22 protein-coding genes are annotated in these 21,798 nt (G+C 51.5%); 11 read left to right on the plus strand and 11 right to left on the minus strand.

Features of this window, described 5'->3' with window-relative positions; genetic code table 11:
- Positions 1 to 22: 22 nt before the first annotated feature.
- Positions 23 to 862, minus strand: coding sequence for an LOG family protein (locus F7P81_RS14800; RefSeq protein WP_151160110.1), 840 nt, complete (start codon positions 860 to 862; stop codon positions 23 to 25).
- Between the two features lie 377 nt (positions 863 to 1,239).
- Between F7P81_RS14800 and dapD the strand changes: the two genes are divergently transcribed.
- Entirely contained in the window at positions 1,240 to 2,094 is an 855-nt protein-coding gene (dapD, locus tag F7P81_RS14805) for a 2,3,4,5-tetrahydropyridine-2,6-dicarboxylate N-succinyltransferase (RefSeq protein ID WP_151160111.1), read from the plus strand.
- Between the two features lie 71 nt (positions 2,095 to 2,165).
- Here the strand turns inward: dapD and F7P81_RS14810 are convergent, their stop codons facing one another.
- The 3 genes from F7P81_RS14810 to F7P81_RS14820 form a co-directional block, all read right to left on the minus strand.
- Entirely contained in the window at positions 2,166 to 2,381 is a 216-nt protein-coding gene (locus F7P81_RS14810) for a hypothetical protein (protein ID WP_151160112.1), read from the minus strand.
- Positions 2,382 to 2,503: 122 nt separating this feature from the next.
- Positions 2,504 to 2,719, minus strand: a complete 216-nt coding sequence (locus tag F7P81_RS14815) for a hypothetical protein (protein ID WP_022712476.1) — start codon at positions 2,717 to 2,719, stop codon at positions 2,504 to 2,506.
- Between the two features lie 122 nt (positions 2,720 to 2,841).
- Positions 2,842 to 3,057: a hypothetical protein gene (locus F7P81_RS14820; protein WP_022712475.1), complete on the minus strand. Its 216-nt coding sequence runs from the start codon at positions 3,055 to 3,057 to the stop codon at positions 2,842 to 2,844.
- Positions 3,058 to 3,471: 414 nt separating this feature from the next.
- Between F7P81_RS14820 and dapE the strand changes: the two genes are divergently transcribed.
- Positions 3,472 to 4,659 carry a succinyl-diaminopimelate desuccinylase gene (gene dapE, locus F7P81_RS14825; protein ID WP_151160113.1) on the plus strand — a complete coding sequence of 396 codons (1,188 nt, stop codon included), beginning with the start codon at positions 3,472 to 3,474 and terminating at the stop codon, positions 4,657 to 4,659.
- Between the two features lie 70 nt (positions 4,660 to 4,729).
- Positions 4,730 to 5,335 carry a hypothetical protein gene (locus F7P81_RS14830; RefSeq protein WP_075657055.1) on the plus strand — a complete coding sequence of 202 codons (606 nt, stop codon included), beginning with the start codon at positions 4,730 to 4,732 and terminating at the stop codon, positions 5,333 to 5,335.
- Here the strand turns inward: F7P81_RS14830 and truA are convergent.
- Genes truA through def form a run of 4 tightly spaced genes read right to left on the minus strand, consistent with a single transcriptional unit; the run spans position 5,330 to position 8,128 of the window.
- A complete protein-coding gene (truA, locus tag F7P81_RS14835) occupies positions 5,330 to 6,085 on the minus strand; it encodes a tRNA pseudouridine(38-40) synthase TruA (protein ID WP_151160114.1) in 756 nt (251 codons plus the stop codon). The genes F7P81_RS14830 and truA overlap by 6 nt on opposite strands.
- Positions 6,086 to 6,613 carry a GNAT family N-acetyltransferase gene (locus F7P81_RS14840; RefSeq protein WP_151160115.1) on the minus strand — a complete coding sequence of 176 codons (528 nt, stop codon included), beginning with the start codon at positions 6,611 to 6,613 and terminating at the stop codon, positions 6,086 to 6,088.
- Positions 6,610 to 7,545, minus strand: a complete 936-nt coding sequence (gene fmt, locus F7P81_RS14845; RefSeq protein WP_151160116.1) for a methionyl-tRNA formyltransferase — start codon at positions 7,543 to 7,545, stop codon at positions 6,610 to 6,612. The genes F7P81_RS14840 and fmt overlap by 4 nt, the downstream gene beginning before the upstream one ends.
- Positions 7,546 to 7,594: 49 nt before the next feature.
- On the minus strand, positions 7,595 to 8,128 hold the full coding sequence (gene def / locus F7P81_RS14850; RefSeq protein WP_122092461.1) for a peptide deformylase: 534 nt from the start codon (positions 8,126 to 8,128) through the stop codon (positions 7,595 to 7,597).
- A gap of 178 nt (positions 8,129 to 8,306) precedes the next feature.
- Between def and F7P81_RS14855 the strand changes: the two genes are divergently transcribed.
- Positions 8,307 to 9,533 carry a DNA recombination protein RmuC gene (locus F7P81_RS14855; RefSeq protein WP_151160117.1) on the plus strand — a complete coding sequence of 409 codons (1,227 nt, stop codon included), beginning with the start codon at positions 8,307 to 8,309 and terminating at the stop codon, positions 9,531 to 9,533.
- Between the two features lie 346 nt (positions 9,534 to 9,879).
- On the opposite strand, the gene F7P81_RS14860 is transcribed toward F7P81_RS14855, so the two are convergent.
- Positions 9,880 to 10,131: an Rdx family protein gene (locus F7P81_RS14860; RefSeq protein WP_151160118.1), complete on the minus strand. Its 252-nt coding sequence runs from the start codon at positions 10,129 to 10,131 to the stop codon at positions 9,880 to 9,882.
- 170 nt (positions 10,132 to 10,301) lie between these two features.
- The gene (lepA, locus tag F7P81_RS14865; RefSeq protein WP_022712466.1) at positions 10,302 to 12,110 is read right to left on the minus strand and encodes a translation elongation factor 4; all 1,809 of its coding nucleotides are present in this window, start codon (positions 12,108 to 12,110) and stop codon (positions 10,302 to 10,304) included.
- A gap of 263 nt (positions 12,111 to 12,373) precedes the next feature.
- Between lepA and F7P81_RS14870 the strand changes: the two genes are divergently transcribed.
- Positions 12,374 to 13,363, plus strand: coding sequence for a complex I NDUFA9 subunit family protein (locus F7P81_RS14870; RefSeq protein ID WP_151160119.1), 990 nt, complete (start codon positions 12,374 to 12,376; stop codon positions 13,361 to 13,363).
- Between the two features lie 66 nt (positions 13,364 to 13,429).
- On the opposite strand, the gene F7P81_RS14875 is transcribed toward F7P81_RS14870, so the two are convergent.
- The gene (locus F7P81_RS14875) at positions 13,430 to 14,236 is read right to left on the minus strand and encodes an undecaprenyl-diphosphate phosphatase (protein WP_151160120.1); all 807 of its coding nucleotides are present in this window, start codon (positions 14,234 to 14,236) and stop codon (positions 13,430 to 13,432) included.
- Between the two features lie 453 nt (positions 14,237 to 14,689).
- Between F7P81_RS14875 and F7P81_RS14880 the strand changes: the two genes are divergently transcribed.
- From F7P81_RS14880 to F7P81_RS14905, 6 genes are all read left to right on the plus strand, one after another.
- Complete coding sequence (locus F7P81_RS14880) at positions 14,690 to 15,382, plus strand: glutathione S-transferase family protein (RefSeq protein WP_121992414.1); 693 nt, start codon at positions 14,690 to 14,692, stop codon at positions 15,380 to 15,382.
- Positions 15,363 to 16,562 (plus strand): tRNA epoxyqueuosine(34) reductase QueG, encoded by a 1,200-nt coding sequence (queG, locus tag F7P81_RS14885; protein WP_151160121.1) that lies wholly within the window; start codon positions 15,363 to 15,365, stop codon positions 16,560 to 16,562. The genes F7P81_RS14880 and queG overlap by 20 nt, the downstream gene beginning before the upstream one ends.
- A complete protein-coding gene (locus F7P81_RS14890; protein ID WP_151160122.1) occupies positions 16,562 to 17,473 on the plus strand; it encodes an NAD-dependent epimerase/dehydratase family protein in 912 nt (303 codons plus the stop codon). The genes queG and F7P81_RS14890 overlap by 1 nt, the downstream gene beginning before the upstream one ends.
- A gap of 92 nt (positions 17,474 to 17,565) precedes the next feature.
- Positions 17,566 to 18,576, plus strand: coding sequence for a penicillin-insensitive murein endopeptidase (gene mepA, locus F7P81_RS14895; protein WP_151160123.1), 1,011 nt, complete (start codon positions 17,566 to 17,568; stop codon positions 18,574 to 18,576).
- Between the two features lie 152 nt (positions 18,577 to 18,728).
- Positions 18,729 to 19,742 (plus strand): glucokinase, encoded by a 1,014-nt coding sequence (locus F7P81_RS14900; RefSeq protein WP_022712457.1) that lies wholly within the window; start codon positions 18,729 to 18,731, stop codon positions 19,740 to 19,742.
- A 227-nt stretch (positions 19,743 to 19,969) separates the two neighbouring features.
- Positions 19,970 to 21,778: an ABC transporter ATP-binding protein gene (locus tag F7P81_RS14905; protein WP_151160124.1), complete on the plus strand. Its 1,809-nt coding sequence runs from the start codon at positions 19,970 to 19,972 to the stop codon at positions 21,776 to 21,778.
- Positions 21,779 to 21,798: the final 20 nt, after the last annotated feature.

Consider the following 21,798-nt stretch of genomic DNA (forward strand, 5'->3'; position numbering starts at 1 on the left):
TTGAAATTCTCATTATCAGCGCTTACAGATCATAGTGATTTTTCACGACATTCCATGCTTCATCGGCCGTATCCACATAATGGAACAGCTCCAGATCTTCCGGCGAAATTGTGCCCTGCTCGGAGAGATACGGAATATTGATCGCTTTCGTCCAGAACTCTTTGCCGAACAGCACCAGTGGCACACGTTCCATCCGGCCGGTCTGCATCAATGTAAGTGTTTCAAACAGCTCGTCCATGGTGCCAAAACCACCCGGAAAGACTGCAAAAGCCTTGGCACGGAACAGGAAGTGCATCTTGCGCAATGCGAAATAGTGGAAGTTGAAGCATAGTTCCGGCGTGACATAGGCATTCGGTGCCTGCTCATGCGGGAGCACAATGTTCAAACCGATAGACGGCGCACCAATATCAGCGGCACCACGGTTGCCCGCTTCCATCACACCCGGCCCGCCACCGGTGACGACGACGAATTCACGGTAATAGGTTGAAGCCGAATATTCCGAACAACGGCGGGCAAATTCACGCGCTTCTTCATAATAGACGGAATTAGCTTCGAGATTCTTTTTCTGAACTTCGTTTTTCGCAGCCCATGCCTCGCCGCCCGGCTCAGGGATACGCGCGCCACCGAACAGCACGACAGTCGACTTGATGCCGCGCTCTTCCATAATCATTTCCGGCTTCAGCAGCTCAAGCTGCAAGCGGATCGGGCGCAGTTCCCGCTTGGTCATAAACTCCGCATCGCTGAAAGCCAGCTTGTAGGCAGGCGCACGGGTTTGCGGTGTATCCGGCACCGCAGCGACGCGCTTAACAGTTTCACCGGAATTGCTGAAAGGTGTCCAACCATCTTTCTCAAGCGGATTCATGCAATATCATCCTGTTGTGGCAGCGACATCAATTATAAAAAAGCAAGCCACTGTTCGTGTTTCCATATTGAGTGTCTGAATCAAAAATCGTCAGGCCGAGACGAAAAGGGTGATTTCGAGAACCGGAACGGAGCGTACCTATTGTACGTGAGTACCGGAAGCCCAGAAATTGCCCTTTGCAGGCCGGCATGGCGACTTTTAGATCAGATACTGAGGCATATAGTGCAAAAGCGGCAATGCCAAGATTGACCATGCTTTGAGCATAGCCTAATCATTTGCCGAAAATATTCCGTAATCTGTATATTTCGTCAGGCATTTCGTCTGAATGACGAAATAAATGCGATTTAATTCCGTTTCAACACCTCAGGAGCAGTAATATGTCCCAGCCTGATCTGTCAGCTCTCGAAAAAATTATCACAAAAGCTTTTGATGAGCGTGACACAGTCTCGGTATCTACCACCGGAGAAATCCGTGATGCCGTCGTACAATCCCTCTTGCTGCTCGATCAGGGTAAAGTACGTGTTGCCGAAAAACAGGCAGACGGTAACTGGACAGTCAATCAGTGGCTGAAAAAAGCAGTTCTGCTTTCCTTCCGTCTTAACCCGATGGAAATCATCAAAGGTGGTCCGGGCGCATCCGTCTGGTGGGACAAAGTCGCTTCCAAGTTTGACGGCTGGTCTGCCGACGAGTTTACACAGGCCGGTTTCCGCGCCGTGCCAAACTGCGTCGTACGTCACTCCGCTTATATTGCACCAAATGCCATTCTGATGCCGTCTTTTGTCAACCTCGGCGCTTATGTCGGTGAAGGCACGATGGTTGATACATGGGCAACTGTCGGCTCCTGCGCTCAGATCGGCAAGAATGTCCATCTGTCCGGCGGCGTCGGCATCGGTGGTGTGCTTGAGCCGCTGCAGGCCGAACCAACCATCATCGAAGACAATTGCTTTATCGGCGCCCGTTCGGAAGTTGTGGAAGGCTGCATCATCCGTGAAGGTTCGGTGCTTGGTATGGGTGTCTATATCGGCAAATCCACCAAAATCGTCGACCGCGCCACCGGCGAAGTCTTCTACGGCGAAGTACCACCCTACTCAGTTGTTGTTGCCGGTACTATGCCGGGTAAACCACTGCCAAATGGTGAAGCAGGCCCGAGCCTTTATTGCGCCGTTATCGTTAAGCGCGTTGATGAGAAAACCCGCTCGAAAACCTCAATCAATGATCTGCTGCGCGATTAAAAGCAGCCTATCAAAAACAACAAAAAGCGGCGGGCCTCAAGCCCGCCGCTTTTTGTTTGCACTACCGTCAATTAACGACGGGTGCTTGCAGGCGAATGATCGTCAAAGCCGTTAGCGGAACCGTCACTATAGGTTTCGGTCTGTGTGCTGGTTACAGTCGCAGTCGCAGTTACAAATGTCTGGTCAGCACCATACAGATTGTCTGGAATACCGGCATTTGGATTTTCAGCAAAAGCAGCACCGGCAGTCAGAGCAAGAGCGGCAACAGTCAAAGCAATCTTTTTCATTTTCATATTCCTTTTATAGGCCGGTCATTTTCAACGGATCAGTTGGGAGGTCTGTTCATCAGACGTTGAAATCCGGCTGTCATTCATAATGTTGATATTATGCGGAACAGGTACCGGCTAAATTAGCCGTTATAGCTGGATGGTGAATTATCACCGAAACCGTGAGCCGAACCGTCAGTAAAGGTTTCAGCCTGCGTGCTTTTCACGGTTGAAGTGGTAATCACAGGTGTCTTGTCATTGCTGTACAGATCATCAGGAATGCCAACATTTGGATTTTCAGCAAAAGCGGCACCGGCGGTCAGAGCAAGGGCGGCAACAGTCAAAGCAATCTTTTTCATTTTCATATTCCTTTTATAGGCCGGTTATTTTCAACGGATCAGTTGGGAGGTCTGTTCATCAGACGTTGAAATGCGGCTGTCATTCATAGTGTTAATGTTATGCGGAGGAGGTACCGGCTAAATTAGCCGTTATAGCTGGATGGTGCATTATCACCGAAACCGTGTGCGGAACCGTCTGTAAAGGTTTCAGCCTGCGTGCTTTTCACAGTTGAAGTGGTGATCACAGGTGTCTTGTCATTGCTGTACAGATCATCAGGAATACCCGCATTTGGGTTTTCAGCAAAAGCTGCTCCGGCAGAAAGAGCAAGTGCAGCAACAGTCAAAGCAATCTTTTTCATTTTCATATTCCTTGTTCAATTTATGTGAACGTGCTTGGGAGAAGCGCCGTTCCGATGACCCTGAGATAGGAGCCATTGTTTAGGATTTCAACTCACATAAATTTTACGAATAAATAAAAATTCTGACACAATCTTTCCTTGAAAAAACAAGGAACACATATCAACTCAATAAAATCAATAACTTAATAGTTTAAAAATTCGGCAGATATTTCAATATTCGCTGTATCGTTCTCTAAATAGAGACATTCCGTTCGTTGTATCGTTCCCAATTGATGAACAATAACAGTTTTATCACAATATTATTACCGGCTGTTACAGTGCTGTTTTTGGAATTAGATACCGGCAAATCACACAGTGACTCATCAAAGATAGATTCCAGATGCGCCAGCTTGCGGCATCTGCTAAGCCTTGTGCATGATGACCACATTTGATCCCGCCGAAAATCTCGCTGCTCTTATCCGCTGCCCGTCAGTTACACCGGCAGAAGGCGGAGCTCTCACAACGCTGCAGGCAATGCTGGAGCCGCTCGGCTTCAAAATCGAGCGTCCTGTCTTCACCGAAGAAGGCACGCCGGACATAGAAAACCTCTATGCACGCCTCAAAGGCACAGGCCCGCATCTGATGTTTGCCGGCCATACCGATGTCGTGCCGACCGGTGATCTCTCGCTCTGGAAGCACCCGCCTTTTGCAGCCGTAATTGAGAATGGTGAACTCTATGGCCGTGGCGCAGTCGATATGAAAGGTGGCATTGCCTGTTTTGTTGCCGCAACCGCCCGCTATCTGAAAAAGTTTCCGGATCGCAAGCCGAGTATTTCTTTCCTGATTACCGGCGACGAAGAAGGCCCTGCAATCAACGGCACAGATAAATTACTGCATTGGGCAAAAGCTAAAGGCGAAAGCTGGGATGCTTCACTGGTTGGCGAGCCAACCAATCCTGACCGTCTGGGTGAAACAATTAAAATCGGCCGCCGTGGCTCTGTCACCGGCACGGTAACAGTTCATGGCACACAGGGGCACGTGGCTTATCCGCATAATGCGGATAATCCGGTGCGCGGTATTATGGCTCTGCTGAACAGCCTGCTGATACCGGCCTATGATCAGGGTACAGAGAATTTTCAGGCCACAAATCTGGAAATCACTTCGATTGATGTCGGCAATCCGGCAACTAATGTCATTCCGGCAAAAGCAATCGCCTCATTCAATATCCGCTTCAATGACACATGGACAGCCGATACTCTGCAAGACGAAGTTACACGTCGTCTGAGCGATGCTGCACAGGACAATCCGTTCCGGCAGGATAAATCGGTGCCACTTCACTATGAGTTACAGTGGAGCGAACGCCCGAGCCATGTATTTCTGACCCGCAATGACAAGCTGATTGACTCTCTGAACGATGCGATCAAAGCAGTGACCGGCAAACAGGCCACACTTTCCACATCCGGTGGCACATCTGATGCCCGTTTCATTAAAGATTATTGTCCTGTGGTGGAATTCGGTCTTGTCGGCCAGACCATGCATATGGCCAATGAGCGGACGTCACTGCAAGACCTTGAAAATCTCACCGCAATTTACGAAAAATTCCTTGAGGGCTTTTTCGCCTGAGTCATTTTACTTCGGGTGCCTGTCGTGAAAACACAGGCACCTCTTTCGCCGTCACTTATACAGGTTGCCCATGCCCAGTTTTGAAGAGATTCAGTATTATTTCTCCGCAGTCTGGCGCACCATGACCGGCCATCCGGAAGCATTGAATGATCTGAATACGGATGCAGACGGTTTCTGGCGGTCTTTTTATGCAATCCTGATTTCTCTGCCGCCAATGCTGATCGGTTGGGTCGAAATCGCAGCCCGCCTTACAGAAGGAACAGAAGGCAGCGACGCTACAGCATTGCGCCTTATCAATACGGTCAAGCTCGGCGCTATTGATATGATTGTCTGGCTGTTACCGCTGCTGATTATCGGCTTTCTCAGCCGCAGCCTTGGCCTTGAACGCCGTTTTTCCACTTATGTAGTCGCTACCAACTGGACCACCGCGTTATTTGCGTGGATTTATGCCCCGCTTTCATTCCTCAATCTGCTGCTGCCGGATTTGTCTCCGGTCTTCGCAGGCATCGGTTTCGGGCTGTTTCTGGCGACATTGGTGCTGAGCTACAGGCTCACCCGCGCAGCCTTGCAAAGACCACATAGTTTCGCCGCGCCATTTTTCATTTCTGTAGTGTTGGGTAGTATTATGCTGACAATCATACTGCAAAATCTGGCAGGTTTTATGCCTGCTCTATAAAATCAGCGGATAATCCGCACCGATCATATAGAGGCCATGGGCAGGTGCCACGACACCGCAGGCTTTGCGGTCACGTGCTTCCAGTGCCGCCACCAGATCGTCATTGGTCCAGCGGCCTGTACCAACTTCGCTGATGCTGCCAACCAGTGACCGCACCTGATTATGCAGGAAAGACCGTGCAGAGGCCCGCACCTCAATCAACTCGCCATGGCGCTGCACATTCAAGAGATCAAGCGTTTTAACAGGGCTTTTGGACTGGCACTGTGTGGAGCGGAATGTCGTAAAATCATGCAGACCGACAAGCAATTGTGCGGCCTCGTGCATGGCATCCGTATCCAGCTTTTTCGCTACCCACCAGGCACGGCTGGCTTCCAGCGCCAAAGGTGTGCGACGATTGATAATGCGGTAAATATAATGCCGTCCCAGCGCGCTGAAACGCGCATCAAAATGATCCGGCACTTTCTCGACATTAATCAGAAAGACGCTCTCTTTATCCAGTGCCAGATAGGCATTGACGGCATCGCGTACTTTGGATGCGCCCCAATCCTTGGTCAGGTCAACATGGGCTGTCTGTTGAAAAGCATGAACGCCGGCATCGGTACGCCCTGCAGCCCCGATTGAATTACTGTCACCACAGAATTTGAAAATCGCGGCTTCAATAGCCCCCTGCACCGTCGGCGCATTATCCTGCCGCTGCCATCCGGCATAGGGTGAACCATCATATTCAACTGTCAGGCGATAACGCGGCACTCAATTTTCTCCGAATGCAGAAGCATAAATCAATTTGCCCTGTATGGTCGCACAAGGCTTACTCTCTGTGAGATATTTCAATTGCAGATATTGTGCAGGATAAGGACTTTCAAACTGAGCAGCATCGGCAACGCTGTAACCGAAGCGGCCATAATAGGCGGGATCGCCTAAGACAATGCTCAGAACCTCACCTTGCTGAACCAGCAGCTTGTGCGCAGCTTCAACCAGCGCACTGCCCAGCCCCGTCCGTTGCATTTCCGGTGACACAGCAAGCGGCGCCAAAGCAACAGCAGCAAGACGATTGCCGGACTGTTCGACCCATAATCTGGAAAACAGGATATGTCCGGCAATTTGACCGTCAATTTCCGCAACCAGCTCCAGCATAATGTCACCGTCAGCGGCCAGCTTGCGCACCAATGCAACCTCATCAGCCCCGTCAAAAGCAGCAGTAATCACACCATCAATCATTGAGCGATCCTGCTCTCTGACGGGACGGATATCCGGCTGCTTGACGGGAGAATGACTCATGGCAGAATTGTACCGGTTGCGAGCTTAACGCCATTGCAGAATTCTGCAGCGCTGACAGCCTTGCCACCCGCTTTTTGTACCAGCGTCAGCGCAATTGCACCGTCACCACAGGCAATCACCAGCTGACCTTCCAGCACTTCACCGGCTTTGCCAGCGCCATCAGCGATCACCGAGCGCAGCACTTTTACGCGCTCAAGCTGACCATTGATTTCCATCTTGCACCATGCCCCCGGAAACGGGCTCAGCCCACGGATACGGTCATGCACGGCCTGCGCAGGTTGCGACCAGTCGATACGCGCTTCGGATTTTTCAATCTTGGAGGCATAGGTCACGCCATCTTCTGACTGCGGATTGAGCTTCAGACTGTCACGCTCCAGTGCAGCCATAGCACGCACCATCAGATCGGCACCGGTAATGCTCAAACGATCATGCAATTCACCGCAGGTCATATTCGGAGTGATGGTAATTTTCTCGACCATGGCCACAGGACCGGTATCCAGCCCCTCATCCATTTTCATAATCATCATGCCAGTCTCGGCATCACCAGCCATAATCGCCCGCTGGATCGGCGCCGCACCGCGCCAGCGCGGCAACAGAGACGCATGACCATTATAACAACCAAGTGCGGGCGCTTCGAGAATAGCCTTTGGCAGCAACATGCCATAGGCAACAACCACAGCGACATCCGCATTCAGATCACGGAAAATCTGCTGTTCTTCTTCACTTTTCAGGCTTTTCGGGGTGAAAACAGGAATACCGAATTCTTCCGCTTTTTCATGCACCGGCGATTTTGTCAGTTCCAGACCACGACGACCAGCCGGACGCGGCGGTTGGCTATAAACAGCAACAATCTCATAGCCCTGTCCGATCAGCGCTGTCATCACCGGAACAGAAAATTCCGGCGTGCCCATAAACACAATACGTAACGACATAGACTATCCTACCTACACTCTCTGACCTGACCGTAATTCAGCCTGTGCTTCAGATTTTTTTACCCGAAGCCGGCACATGGGTTTTAGCCAGTTTTTTGAATTTCTTGATCACCATATCCCGCTTGAGCTTGGAAATATGGTCGATAAAAAGTACGCCATCCAGATGGTCAATCTCATGCTGCAGACAGGTAGCCATCAGGCCCTCAGCTTTGATTTCCTGCGGTTTACCGTCCAGATCCTGATAGGTCACGCGCACAGTCGCAGGACGTTCCACTTCCGCATAATAATCAGGGATCGAGAGGCAACCTTCTTCATAGCTGCTCGGCTCATCCGAGCGCTCGACAATCACCGGATTGATGAAGACATGCGGCGCAGGGGCATCGCCCTCTTTCGCCAGATCAATCACCACCATACGGATCGGCTCAGCCACCTGAATTGCAGCCAGACCAATACCCGGCGCATCATACATCGTGGCAAACATATCATCAGAAAATTTACGCAAATCCGCATCGAAACGCTCAACGGGTTTGGAAACCTGACGCAAGACCGGATCAGGAATAAAAATAATCGGCTTAATGGTCATCACAGTGATCCGGTGTTGCAAATGATTGAAAATATCTGACACCCGCGCAGGCAGGCACAATCGGAATGATGTCCGATCTAATCTCTCAGCACTCCGCCGTCAATAAATTACATGAGATGAATAAAAATTTGTTCACGTTTTATTCTTATATTTACCGCGAATCGTGTAATCTTTATCTATGGAAACATTATCTGCTTCAGAAATACCGGCATCCTTTGCGGGTGCTCTCGGCCTCAGCCCCGCCCAGTTTTTGCTGGCGGCGGGCGGTTTTGTTCTGCTCATCATCCTCCTGCTGTTCTGGCTGTCCGGCCGTAACAGCAGAACGATGTTGCATGCACAATTCCAGTCGGAAGAGCGGGCGCGCGAGGCAGAAATGCAAATGCAGTCGATCCTGAAAAGTCAGGCAGAGATGCAGGGCCGGATGCAAACGATGGCTGAACTTTTCGGCGCCAGACAGGCAGAACTCAACAAATCCATCCGCGACCGGCTCGACGGCATGACCAGTCATCTTGGCCGCAGTATCAATGAACAGACCCGCTCGACCCATGAAAACTTAAGCAAGTTGCAGGAGCGGCTGGCGGTGATCGACACCGCGCAGAACAATATCCAGTCTCTCGCCGGTCAGGTTGTGCAATTGCAGGCCATCCTAGCCAATAAGCAAACGCGGGGCGCTTTCGGCCAATCGCGGATGGAAGCAATTATTGCCGACGGTCTGCCAATGGGTGCCTATGAATTTCAGGCTACACTCTCCAATGGCATGCGCCCTGATTGTCTAGTGCGGATGCCCAACGGTACAGCCTCATTAGTGGTCGATGCCAAATTCCCGCTGGAAAGCTGGAATGCATTGAAGGTCTCTGAGACACCGGAAGCCAAACGTCATTACGAACAGCTGTTCCGCCGTGATATGGAGGTACATATCCGTGACATTGCTGCCAAATATTTCATCAGCGGAGAAACACAGGATACGGCTTTTCTGTTTGTGCCGTCAGAATCGATCTTTGCGGAAATTCACGAGAATTTTGAGGTGATTATTCAGCGGGCACATCGTTCCCGCGTGGTTATCGTCTCGCCTTCCCTGCTGATGCTCTCCATTCAGGTCATCCAATCCGTGCTCAAAGATGCGCGGATGCGGGAACAGGCGCATCTCATTCAGGGAGAAGTTGTGCGGCTGATGGATGATGTATCGCGCCTTGATGAGCGTGTGCGCAAATTACAAACCCATTTCTCACAAGCCAGCCGCGACATTGACGATATTCTGATTTCATCTTCCAAAGTCACCCGCCGCGGCGCGAAGATTGAAGCATTGGAACTGGGCGATAATCCGGATAATCACGAGCAGAAAAAAGCGCCGCAGCAACAGTCTTTACCGCAGAACCGTGCCCCTTCTGCACCACGCTTTTTATAGGGGGCAATCTCGCGGAATCTATCTCTGAAAACAGGATTATAAGCCTTTGCAAACGTGGCCAAAATCCTGTTCAAGGCACAACAGAGCCTTATTTTATGTAATAAAATTAACCATTTCAGCTATCTGCGTCACAATAAATAAAGACGAAACCAGCAATCCGCGCCTGTTCAGTTCACATATATCCGCCTCGAAACCGGAAAGCCGCAGCGGAATCTCTGCCTCACATTATGCCCGCAACACTTTGCCCGCCAAATAAAAAAGCCGGACGCACATTGCATCCGGCTTTAACTCTACAATAAAAATCAGCTAGTTACGTTTTATATATTACCTAAAGACCAGAGCCTGATCAGCCCTTCATTGTCTCACGAATACGGGCAACCAGCGCATCACTTTCCGGAAAGCCGTTTTCAGCTTTACGATCCCATACCACCTTATCATTCAGACGGATGATGTAATTGCCATCTCCGCCCGGAATAAGCGCGATCTCACCGACTTCATCACCGAATGCCTGCAACAATTCCTGAGCCGCCCATGCAGCACGGAGCATCCAGTTACACTGGATGCAATATTCAATGGTAATACGTGGTTTAGCAGTCATATCGAAATATCCTATATTAAGTAGAGCGTTCCCGTTCATATTGAATCGTTAGAACCACTCTACTCTTTTGTTTTACGCATTTTCCTACGCAAAACCGGTTCCCACTTTTGCTGGAAATGCTCTAAAACAAACCCGCCGGAAGGCGGGTCTGCTCGAAATCTCTGAAGTGATTATTCATCACCCATTTTAAGCGCCTGAATAAAGGCTTCCTGCGGAATTTCCACCTTACCGAACTGACGCATGCGCTTCTTACCTTCCTTCTGTTTTTCCAGAAGTTTGCGCTTACGCGAAACGTCACCGCCGTAACATTTTGCCGTCACATCCTTACGCAGAGCCGAGATCGTCTCACGCGCAACAATACGTCCGCCAATAGCCGCCTGAATCGGAATCTTGAACATATGCTGCGGGATCAGGTCTTTCAGCTTTTCACACAGCACGCGGCCACGTTTTTCAGCGGCAGAACGGTGTACAAGCATGGAGAGTGCATCAACCGGCTCGTCATTGACGAGGATCGACATCTTCACCAGATCACCTTCTTTATATTCCGACAGATTATAGTCGAAAGAAGCATAGCCTTTGGAAATCGACTTCAGGCGATCGTAGAAATCGAACACCACTTCGTTGAGCGGCAGTTCATAAGTCACCATCGCACGCGGGCCGACATAAGACAGATCGACCTGAATACCACGACGCTCCTGACAGAGTTTCAGGATCGAACCGAGATAATCATCCGGCGTCAGAATCGTCGCTTTAATCCACGGCTCTTCAATAGAAGTGATTTTCACCACATCCGGCATATCTGCCGGATTGTGCAGTTCCTTCACCGAACCGTCGAGCATATTCATGCGATAGACAACGGAAGGAGCGGTAGCGATCAGATCAAGATCAAATTCGCGGGAAAGGCGTTCCTGAATGATTTCAAGATGCAACAGTCCGAGGAAACCGCAACGGAAACCAAAGCCCAGAGCGGCCGATGTTTCCATTTCAAAGGAGAAGCTCGCATCATTGAGACGCAGCTTGCCCATGGCAGCACGCAAATCTTCAAAATCAGCCGCATCCACAGGGAACAGACCGCAGAACACCACCGGCTGAGCAGGTTTGAAACCCGGCAGCATGGTTGTTGTCGGACGTTTGTCTTCGGTGATCGTATCACCAACGCGGGTATCCGCCACTTCCTTGATCGAAGCGGTGATAAAGCCAAGCTCACCCGGCCCCAGATCTTCAACAGCCACCATTTTCGGTGTGAATACGCCGACGCGCTCCACCGGATATTTGGCACCTGTGCCCATCATACGGATGGTCTGGCCTTTTTTCAGCACACCGTCGATGATGCGAACCAGCACGATCACGCCTAGATAGGTGTCATACCAGCTATCCACCAGCATGGCTTTGAGCGGTGCATCACGGTCGCCTTCTTTTGGCGGCGGCAGGCGCTCAACAATCGCTTCCAGCACATCCGGAATACCCAGACCGCTTTTCGCGGAAATTTCCACGGCATCCGATGCGTCGATACCGATCACATCTTCAACCTGTTCTTTCACACGCTCAGGATCAGCCGCAGGCAGATCAATCTTGTTCAGCACAACAACCAGATCATGATTATTGTCGATTGCCTGGTAAACATTGGCCAGCGTCTGCGCTTCCACGCCCTGAGACGCGTCTACCACCAGCAGCGAACCTTCACAGGCCGCTAATGAGCGGGAAACCTCATAGGCAAAGTCAACGTGCCCCGGGGTGTCGATCAGGTTGAGAACATAGTCCTCACCGTTTTTCGCACGATAATTCAGGCGAACAGTCTGCGCCTTGATCGTGATGCCGCGCTCGCGCTCGATATCCATCGAGTCGAGCACCTGCTCTTTCATTTCACGATTATCAAGGCCGCCGGTTGCTTGAATCAAACGGTCGGCAAGTGTCGACTTCCCATGATCAATATGGGCGACGATGGAAAAATTCCGGATATGGTCAAGTGGTGTGCTCATGCGCGCGATTTAGCAGCAGATTTGCGCAAAGGCAAAGGGGATTCATGCAAATCGGGGCAAAACAAAGCTTAAAGTGTAATCTTTCGGGGTATGGTGCATTATGTCCCCTTTGCGAAACGGCAAAAAACCAGTAAAGCGTGACCCCAAAGCTGGCAGAACGCGCAAGACATCGCGGGGCAGCACTGGAAAGTTTACTGCATAGAGATGGCAATATCCGCTATGCAGCTATCATGCCGCAATAAGACCGGCGCAGGAGACAGGTCATGGACACACAAACGCTTAATCACCGCACAACACCAAAACTGGTTACAGTTTTCGGTGGTTCAGGTTTTGTAGGGCGTCATGTGGTTGATGCACTGGCACGGCGCGGTTACCGTGTGCGTGTTGCTGTGCGCAAGCCGGAAATTGCCTATTACATGCAGCCGCTTGGCAATATCGGTCAGATCCAGCTGGTACAGGCCAATATCCGCCATCGCTGGTCGGTTGAACGTGCAGTCAAAGGCGCGGATTATGTCGTTAATCTGGTTGGTATTCTTGCCGAAGGCGGCAAACAGCGTTTCAACACTGTTCATGCCATCGGTGCGAAACATGTGGCTGAAATTGCTGCCGCTGCCGGTCTGCCGCTACTGCATATGTCGGCACTCGGAGCAGATCTGAAAAGCGCATCCGAATATGCCCGCACCAAAGCAGAAGCAGAACGTCAGGTACTGAGCGTAAAGCCGGATGCGGTCATTCTGCGCCCGAGCGTGATTTTCGGCCCTGAAGACCAGTTCTTCAACAAATTCGCCAGCATGTCCCGTTTCTCCCCGTTCATGCCTCTGATCGGCGGCGGCAAGACCCAGTTCCAGCCGGTTTATGTCGGCGATGTGGCTGAAGTGATTGCCCGTGCGGTTGAGGGTAAATTGCAGGCAGGTAAGGCCTATGAGCTGGGTGGTGCGGAAGTGCTGACCCTGCGTCGTTGTATGGAAATTTCGCTGGAAGTGATCGGCCGCAAACGCGCTTTCATCAACCTGCCTTGGTGGGTTGCCAGTCTGCAGGGCAAAATTCTCGGCCTGTTGCCAAACCCGCCGCTGACCAGCGACCATGTTAAATTGCTGAAGAGCAATAATGTGGTTTCGCAGGAAGCTGCGGATGCTGACCTGACACTGGAAGGTCTGGGCATCAAACCACAGGCAATTGATGCAATCCTGCCGTCTTACCTCTGGCGCTACCGTGTACTGGGTCAGTATGACAAGGCAAGCCTTGCCCGCTAAAACGGCCATAAACTGAATACAATAAAGGCCCCTCGCGGGGCCTTTTCTGTTTCTGATATTGGAAGCTTAACCCCAGACCATCAACGCGGCCAGACCGGCAGAGCCCACAATCAAACGCCACCAGGCAAACAATGCAAAACCGTGGCGGGATACATAATCCAGCAAATAACGCACAACAATCACACCGGAGATGAAAGCCGCAACAAAGCCGATACCAATCTGCGTCAGATCATTCGTTGAGAGCAGCGCATGATTTTTATAGAGATCATAGGCAAAAGCACCGGCCATTGTCGGCATTGCCAGAAAGAACGAAAATTCCGCTGCGGAGCGCTTATCCGAGCCCATCAGCAGCGCCCCGACGATGGTCGAACCGGAACGGGACACTCCCGGTATCATTGCCAAGCACTGCACAAGGCCGATCATAAAGCACATTTTCAGCGGATATTGCGTCACATCATTATAACGCGGTCGCAACGGCAGCCGATCTACCCACAGAAGAACAAACCCGCCGAGAATCAGCATCGAGCAGACCAGCACCGGCGTTTCAAACAAAACCTGTTTGATATAACTATGTGCCAGCGCACCGATCACGGCAGCCGGTAAAAAGGCCAGTATGATTCCGGTTGCAAAACGCCTTGCACCCGCATCCCGCGGCAGATCAGTCAGCAGCTTCCACAAACGGCCGAAATAAACACTCAGGATTGCGAGAATAGCACCAAGCTGAATCAGCACCTCAAAAGTACGGCCGGTTGATTCAAAGCCAAGAAAGTATCCTGCCAGCAAAAGATGGCCTGTAGACGACACCGGCAGAAACTCTGTCAAACCTTCCAGAAGACCGAGAATCGCAGCCTCAAATATTGCCCATGCGTCCATAATGCTGAATACCTTTGTCTGCGTTATATAAATATTGCCGCCGGTCCGGATAGATTTTAAATGTCGGAATTAAACGGACATTATGTCTGTGAACCGGAAATATGCTGAAAAACAATCTCACCGCCATAAATTCAGCCTGTTGAAATGTTTTTACTCACAATGCAATGCATCTTTATGTAACTCACCCGTCCTAACCAATTATTTATAGGAAGCATGTATAATTACGCAAAATGCTCTACAACCGCATTTTTATTGCGTCTGCTGTTTTAAATCTAACTCCTCGTCTGCCGCTCAGGCTTAACGCTCTGCCGGACCGGAACCTTCTTTAAGGTCTGACTCTTTTGCAGGTCGGCTACAAGCTGGCAGATTATTCAGTCCGATTACCGGCTTACCGGTGGCAAAGTTTCAGACCATGCCGCTTCCAAGCCACACCTGAAAGTACTATCGAACCATATGCTCACGCTGTTTCACCATCCGATGTCTACAACCTCCCGTTATGTCCGTCTGATTCTCAATGAATATGGTGTGGAATCGGAAATGATTGAGGAACGTCCGTGGTCACGCAGAAAAGAATTTCTGGCACTCAATCCGGCCGGAACTCTGCCGGTTTTGCTGGCCGAAAATGACTGGCCGGTTGTCGGTGCCACAGTTATTGCGGAATATATGGATGAGACCCGTGGCGCGCTGAAGCGCAATCGCCGTCTGCTGCCGGAAACGCCGATGGAGCGCGCCGAAGTGCGCCGTCTCGTCGACTGGTTTCTGATTAAATTTGAAAATGAAGTTACACGTCATCTTGCCCGTGAACGCGTGTTCAAGTTGCAGATGTCGCAGGAAATGGGCTCATCAGCACCGGATTCCACAGCAATCCGCGCTGCCCGTTCCAATATCCGCCAGCATCTGCGTTATACAGACTGGCTGGCCGCAACCCGCAACTGGCTGGCCGGTGATACGCCAAGTTATGCCGATATGGCAGCAGCTGCCGGTATTTCCATTCTCGATTATCTGGGGGAGATTGAGTGGGCAGAACACCGCGCAACCCGCGAATGGTATGCGCGCATGAAATCCCGTCCTTCTTTCCGTCCGCTTCTCGCTGATCGTGTGCGCGGCATTTTTCCGGCATCCCATTATGGCGACCTCGACTTCTGATCGCGCACCAAAGAAACCTCTGCCGAAAAGCGATGAGCCTCCTGCTGTCCGTCTGAAGCGCTTCTTAATGGAAGAAGCCGCAGCGGTCGGTTTTGACGTTGTGGCTATTACGACGCCGGACGCCATTCCGCAGGCACCGCAGCGGTTGCGCTATTTTCTCGATCATGGCCGCCACGGCTCCATGGAATGGCTGGAAGAAACGGCTGACCGGCGCTCAAATCCGTCTGAGCTTTGGCATGAAGTGCGCTCCATCGTCATGCTGGCGATGAATTACGGCCCTGACCACGACCCGCGTGACTTACAAAGCAAAAAAGACTGCGGGGCGATCTCGGTCTATGCGCAGAACCGCGATTATCACGATATTATCAAAGGCAAGCTCAAACATATGGCCAGCCGCTTTGCGGCACGAACCGGCCATGAGGTGAAAGTCTTTGTCGATACGGCTCCGGTGATGGAAAAACCGCTGGCAGTTTCCGCAGGCATGGGCTGGCAGGGTAAACATACTAATATGGTGAGCCGCGAATATGGCTCATGGCTGTTTCTCGGCTCGATTTTTACCACTGCGGATCTGGAACCCGATCGTGCTGGCAAAGACAGTTGCGGCAAATGCCGCGCCTGTCTTGATGCCTGCCCGACAGATGCCTTTCCCGCCCCCTATCAGATTGATGCGCGGCGCTGTATTTCCTATCTCACCATCGAGAACAAAGGCCCTATCCCGCACGAATTTCGCACCATGATGGGCAACCGTATCTATGGTTGTGATGACTGTCTGTCGGCCTGTCCGTGGAACAAATTCGCGCAGGTCTCCAGAGAGGCCAAACTACAAGCACGGGAGGAGCTGAAAGAACCGGCTCTTGATACTCTGCTGCAACTCGATGATCCCGCTTTCCGCACCCTCTTCAGTGGTTCGCCGGTCAAGCGGATCGGGCGTGACCGCTTTATCCGCAACGTTCTGATTGCAGTCGGGAATTCAGATAATCCGGCCTATCTCCCAATGATTGAACAATTGCTGAATGATCCCGCACCGGTAACACGCGGGGCTGCTGTCTGGGCACTATCTCAACTGGCTGATGAACAAGAATTTCGGCATCAGAAAAACCAGCACCTTCCCCTTGAACAAGACGCGGAAGTGATCGAAGAATGGCTGACTGCCGCAGCGCAAATTGAGAGAAACAAATAATGCATATTTTTCTGTTCGGCTCCGGCTATTCCGCTCATTATTTTATCGAAGCACTCAAGCAAAATCCGGCAGCAAAAATCAGCTCAATCACCGGAACTGTCCGCCGTCCGGAACAGGCAGAGATTTTACGCAAAAACGGTATCACACCTGTTTTCTTTGATGCGGAACAAGGCCTCAGCGCAGCATTGCGCGATGAATTGCAACAGGCAACCCATATCGTCTCGTCTGTCGCGCCATTAACCGGCAGCGCGGATGAAACAGACCCGATCCTGCGCCTCATGCCGGAAGGCCTGCCCTATCACGCGCCGAATGCGCGTTTCATCAGCTATCTGTCCACCATCGGTGTTTACGGCGATTATCAGGGCGCATGGGTGGATGAAACATCGGAGTTAAAACCGCTTTCTGCCCGCTCTGCCGCCCGTGTGACCGCCGAAAAGGAATGGCTGGCGCAGGTAGAAGGCACAGATATCGCCTGTGCCATATTACGGATTGCCGGAATTTACGGCCCGTCTTTTCAGGGGCAGGCACGCAATGCTCTGGCCAATATCAAACAAGGTCGCGCCCATCGCCTGATTAAAAAAGACCATGTTTTCAACCGTATTCATGTGGAAGATATTGGCGGTGCATTGGCACATCTGGCGCTGAACAATCAGGGCGGCATTTATAATCTTGCCGATGATGAACCGGCACCGGCACATGAAATCATCTCCTATGCCGCAGAATTGCTGGGTGTTACTCCGCCTCCGGCCGTCGATTATGAAACGGCTGAGCTTTCTCCGATGGCGCGCTCTTTTTATCAGGAATGCAAACGGGCTTCCAATGCCGCATTGAAAGCAACCGGCTATCAGTTGCTTTATCCGGATTATCGGACAGGGCTGAAAAATCTTCTGCAAAGCGGCGAAGGGCTCTGAACCCGCCGCGACTGTGATATTTTTACGCTTGTCAGCCAAGGCAACTCAGTCGATGCTGTCCGCGAATTTATAAATGACCGGAACCTGTTCTGATGACGTTTCGCCCCCGTATATTATCCGCATTGTTTTTAAGAGTTGGACTGGCTGTTGCCATTTCAGGCAGTGCATTATTCTCCGCACAGGCTGATGCACCGGCCAAACAGGCTTTTGGCTCGGTCAAACTACCGTCAGTCACTGCACCGGAATCCTACGGCTTCTATTCCAAAGGCTGCATCAGCGGTGCGGTTGCATTGCCGGTTGACGGGCCAAACTGGCAGGTTATGCGCCTGTCCCGTAACCGCAACTGGGGACACCCGAACCTGATTGCACTTCTGGAGAAACTCTCCCGCGATAGTGCTAAAACCGGCTGGAACGGCTTGCTGGTCGGGGACATTTCCCAGCCACGCGGCGGCCCTATGCTCACCGGCCATGCCTCCCATCAGGTCGGGCTGGATGCTGATATCTGGCTGACGCCGATGCCAAACCGCCGTTTCACCAATCAGGAGCGTGAGGATGTGAGCGCGGTTTCCATGCTCAAAGCAAATTCTCTCTATGTGGATCAGAACAAATGGACGCCGTCACGCACGGCACTGCTCAAACATGCGGCCGGCTATCCGGAAGTAGAGCGGCTTTTTGTGCATCCCGGCATTAAAAAACAACTCTGTGAAACCGTAACCGGTGACCGCAGCTGGCTGGCTAAAGTGCGCCCTTACTGGGGGCACCATTATCATTTCCATGTGCGTCTGCGCTGTCAGGCCGGATCACCGGACTGCAAACCGCAGGAACCGACGGGCAAAGATGACGGTTGCGGCAAATCCCTCGACTGGTGGTTTACTGACGAGCCGTGGAAACCGGCAAAACCTGCCAAACCCGGTGAGAAACCAAAGCCGCCCAAAATCATGATGGTCTCGCAACTGCCGCAGGCCTGCGCATCCCTACTGAATGCACCGGCTCCGGCTTCCGTGCAAGACGTGACTTTTGGCCTGAAGAAAGGCGGCAATGCCAGCGCCTTTGCACCGGAACAAGCACCGGCCTCTGTGCCATTGCCCGCGCAGAAACCGTAATCGCAAAATCTGTCACACTATTGCGCTTTTCTTCAACCAGCGCATCCGATATAGAATTAAAACGATTTAGAGGCAGAGCAGACAGCAATCATCGCTTGGCTCTTTCTCTGCAACAATAAAACAAACATTCAGAGTGAGAAGCAGTATTAACAATGCCTAATATCGATCCGAACTTTGTTTTTCCTGTCCTTATCGGTGATATCGGCGGCACCAATGCCCGCTTTGCTATTCTGGTTGATTCCTACGCGGAGCCAAAAGAATTTCCGGTTCTGCTGACCAAAGATTTCGCAACGCTGGAAGATGCAATCCAGACTGTTGTTCTGGATCACACATCCATCCAGCCGCGCTCGGCAGTGATTGCCATTGCCGGTCCAGTCGAAGGCGATGAAATTCCGCTCACCAATTGCCAGTGGGTTGTGAAGCCGCGCCAGATGATGGAACGCTTCAACCTGCAGGACATCACCGTCCTCAATGATTTTGAAGCACAGGCACTGGCCGTTGTCTCCCTCGACGATCACCATCTGGAAAATATCGGCGGTGCAGCCGCTCATCCGAACGGCAAACGTGTGGTTCTGGGGCCCGGCACAGGGCTTGGTGTTGCAGGTCTGATCCGCTCGCGCCAGACATGGGTTCCGGTTCCGGGTGAAGGCGGCCATGTGGATTTTGGCCCGCGCTCTGAGCGCGATCTGCAGATTTTTCCGTTTATTGAAAAGATTGACGGCCGTGTTTCTGCAGAGCAGCTGCTTTGCGGACGTGGTTTGCAGCATATTTACAAGGCAATCTGTCAGGCCGATGGTGTAAAACCGTCCCTCGTTACACCGGCTGAAATTACCGATGCGGCGCTGGACAAAAGCAATGCACAGGCTGTTGAAACTTTAGAGCTTTTCGTGATCTATCTCGGCCGTCTCGCCGGTGATCTTGCCCTGATTTTCATGGCACATGGCGGCGTTTATCTGTCAGGGGGCATTCCGCAGCGCATTATTTCCGCCTTGCGTACCGGCAGTTTCCGCGCTGCTTTTGAAGATAAAGCACCGCATCAGCTGATCCTCAAATCCATCCCTGTCTATGTCATCACCCATCCGCTGGCAGCTATTGCAGGGCTTTCTGCCTATGCACGTACCCCTGCCCGTTTTGACATTCACACAGACGGCCGCCGCTGGCGCTGATTTCCAGAGCGGTTTGTATTCAGATTAGATTACCGTGTTCGCTCTGGATTCTTTAGTGGCCGCATTATCACAGCCGCCAAATAATAAGTCATAAACCTTATTGACCATGCTTTCGCGCAAAGAGCATGGTCAAATGCTTTATACAGCTTTATAGAAAAGGAATGACGACAGGCGCAACAAACCCTGCCGATGCTTACAGATAACCAGCAGCAGGATTTTCCCTGACCGTGACTTTATTTAAAAAGAAAAAAAAGATTGATCCCGCAGAGACCACACAGATGATCCGTCGTGTGCTTTCTGAAAATTTTTCCGATCACAAATTATCCTATGCCAAAGCCATTGCCGGTTCCCTGATGATTTCCGGCGCTACCGTTTTTGTCGGCTATATTATGCGCGATGTCATTAATGACATTTTCTACAAGCAGCGCGCCGATCTGATCGCCTATATTGCCGGTTCTATCCTGCTCGCTTTTGTTTTGCGCGGGTTGGGCAGCTATATTCAGGCGGTACAACTGGCCAAGATCGGTAACAATCTGGCCGCGATCTATCAGAAACGTGTCTTCGCCCATCTGATGAAGCTGGGGCTGAATTTCTATAATGATCACCGCTCCGGTCATCTGGCAGCGCAGATCAATCAGAATATCGGCGGTATGCGCGATCTGATGAATATGACAATCACATCGCTGGCGCGTGATGCCGTGATGCTGGTCGGCCTGATCTGTATCATGGTCTATCAGGAACCGTATTTATCGCTTTATTCGCTGCTGATTGCACCGCCGCTGATTCTGACCGTGACCTATGTGTCACGCCGTATCCGCACAGTGACGCGTGAGGTTGTGCATCTGAACTCCCATCTGCTCGGTGCCATGCAGGAAACCACGCAGGGCATCGCCATTGTGAAAGCCTTCACGATGGAAGATCAGCTGCGCGGCAAAATCAACGGGCTGATCGAACTGGCTGAAACCCGTTCCAACAAAATTGCCAGCGTTTCCGAGCGTGTAACTCCGATTTCCGAAATTCTCGCCGGTATCGCTATCGCGTCCGTCATTGCTTATGCCGGTTACCGCGCCATCGCTGAGCAGCAGCCACCCGGCACAATGTTCGCCTTCATCACTTCGATGATGCTGGCCTATGACCCTGCGCGCCGCCTTGCGCGTCTGCAGGTCAGTCTGGAACGTGCGCTCGTCAATGCCCGTATGATCTATGAAATTCTTGATCTGCAACCGGCACAAAGCGATCGCCCCGATGCTGTTGAACTGAAGGTACAGAACGGAACTGTCCGTTTTGAAGATGTCCAATTTGCCTATCATGCGCAGGGCACACCTGAGCATCAGCAAGTTCTCAAAGGCGTCAGCTTTATCGCAAAAGCCGGAGAGACAACGGCGATTGTCGGTGCGTCCGGAGCGGGTAAGTCCACATTGATTGCGCTGATCCAGCGTTTCTATGATGTCAATGACGGGCGTATTCTCATTGACGATCAGGATATTGCCGGTGTGACTGTCAATTCACTGCGCCATTCCATCGCCTATGTTTCGCAACAGCCATACCTGTTTGAAGGCACCATTGCTGATAATATCCGCTATGGCCGCCCCGATACGACAGAAGAAGAAATCATTGAGGCGGCGAAACTCGCCAATGCCCATGAATTCATTATCCGTCAACCGCAGGGCTATGACAGTCCTGTCGGTGAAAACGGTGTGACACTTTCCGGCGGTCAGCGCCAGCGCCTTTCCATTGCCCGTGCAATCGTGCGCAATGCACCGATCCTGCTGCTCGATGAAGCCACATCCGCCCTCGACAATGATTCTGAAAAACGGGTGCAGCAGGCTCTGGAAACCATCATGAAGGACCGCACCACAATTGTGATTGCCCATCGTCTTTCGACTGTGGTCAGTGCGGATAAAATCATCGTCATGGAAGCGGGTAATATTGTTGAAGAAGGCCGTCATGCCGATCTCATCTCCATCGAGAACGGGATTTACGCCCGCTTCTACCAGCTGCAATCCGCACCTGAGAATGAAACCCTGATCGGATAAGTCATGACCTCAACTGTTTC

Source organism: Pseudochrobactrum saccharolyticum, from assembly GCF_008801715.1.
Classification (GTDB): Bacteria; Pseudomonadota; Alphaproteobacteria; order Rhizobiales; family Rhizobiaceae; genus Pseudochrobactrum; species Pseudochrobactrum saccharolyticum.

Bases quoted from the DNA above. Each gene is read 5' to 3' on its own strand.
- F7P81_RS14890 (WP_151160122.1), top strand. From the start codon at position 16,562: ATGCATATTTTTCTGTTCGGCTCCGGCTATTCCGCTCATTATTTTATC.
- def (WP_122092461.1), bottom strand. From the start codon at position 8,128: ATGACCATTAAGCCGATTATTTTTATTCCTGATCCGGTCTTGCGTCAG.
- F7P81_RS14840 (WP_151160115.1), bottom strand. From the start codon at position 6,613: ATGAGTCATTCTCCCGTCAAGCAGCCGGATATCCGTCCCGTCAGAGAG.
- F7P81_RS14900 (WP_022712457.1), top strand. From the start codon at position 18,729: ATGCCTAATATCGATCCGAACTTTGTTTTTCCTGTCCTTATCGGTGAT.
- queG (WP_151160121.1), top strand. From the start codon at position 15,363: ATGGCGACCTCGACTTCTGATCGCGCACCAAAGAAACCTCTGCCGAAA.
- lepA (WP_022712466.1), bottom strand. From the start codon at position 12,110: ATGAGCACACCACTTGACCATATCCGGAATTTTTCCATCGTCGCCCAT.
- F7P81_RS14815 (WP_022712476.1), bottom strand. From the start codon at position 2,719: ATGAAAAAGATTGCTTTGACTGTTGCCGCCCTTGCTCTGACCGCCGGT.
- F7P81_RS14860 (WP_151160118.1), bottom strand. From the start codon at position 10,131: ATGACTGCTAAACCACGTATTACCATTGAATATTGCATCCAGTGTAAC.
- F7P81_RS14820 (WP_022712475.1), bottom strand. From the start codon at position 3,057: ATGAAAAAGATTGCTTTGACTGTTGCTGCACTTGCTCTTTCTGCCGGA.
- F7P81_RS14870 (WP_151160119.1), top strand. From the start codon at position 12,374: ATGGACACACAAACGCTTAATCACCGCACAACACCAAAACTGGTTACA.
- F7P81_RS14855 (WP_151160117.1), top strand. From the start codon at position 8,307: ATGGAAACATTATCTGCTTCAGAAATACCGGCATCCTTTGCGGGTGCT.
- F7P81_RS14800 (WP_151160110.1), bottom strand. From the start codon at position 862: ATGAATCCGCTTGAGAAAGATGGTTGGACACCTTTCAGCAATTCCGGT.
- dapD (WP_151160111.1), top strand. From the start codon at position 1,240: ATGTCCCAGCCTGATCTGTCAGCTCTCGAAAAAATTATCACAAAAGCT.
- F7P81_RS14830 (WP_075657055.1), top strand. From the start codon at position 4,730: ATGCCCAGTTTTGAAGAGATTCAGTATTATTTCTCCGCAGTCTGGCGC.
- fmt (WP_151160116.1), bottom strand. From the start codon at position 7,545: ATGTCGTTACGTATTGTGTTTATGGGCACGCCGGAATTTTCTGTTCCG.
- dapE (WP_151160113.1), top strand. From the start codon at position 3,472: ATGATGACCACATTTGATCCCGCCGAAAATCTCGCTGCTCTTATCCGC.
- F7P81_RS14875 (WP_151160120.1), bottom strand. From the start codon at position 14,236: ATGGACGCATGGGCAATATTTGAGGCTGCGATTCTCGGTCTTCTGGAA.
- F7P81_RS14880 (WP_121992414.1), top strand. From the start codon at position 14,690: ATGCTCACGCTGTTTCACCATCCGATGTCTACAACCTCCCGTTATGTC.
- F7P81_RS14810 (WP_151160112.1), bottom strand. From the start codon at position 2,381: ATGAAAAAGATTGCTTTGACTGTTGCCGCTCTTGCTCTGACTGCCGGT.
- mepA (WP_151160123.1), top strand. From the start codon at position 17,566: ATGACGTTTCGCCCCCGTATATTATCCGCATTGTTTTTAAGAGTTGGA.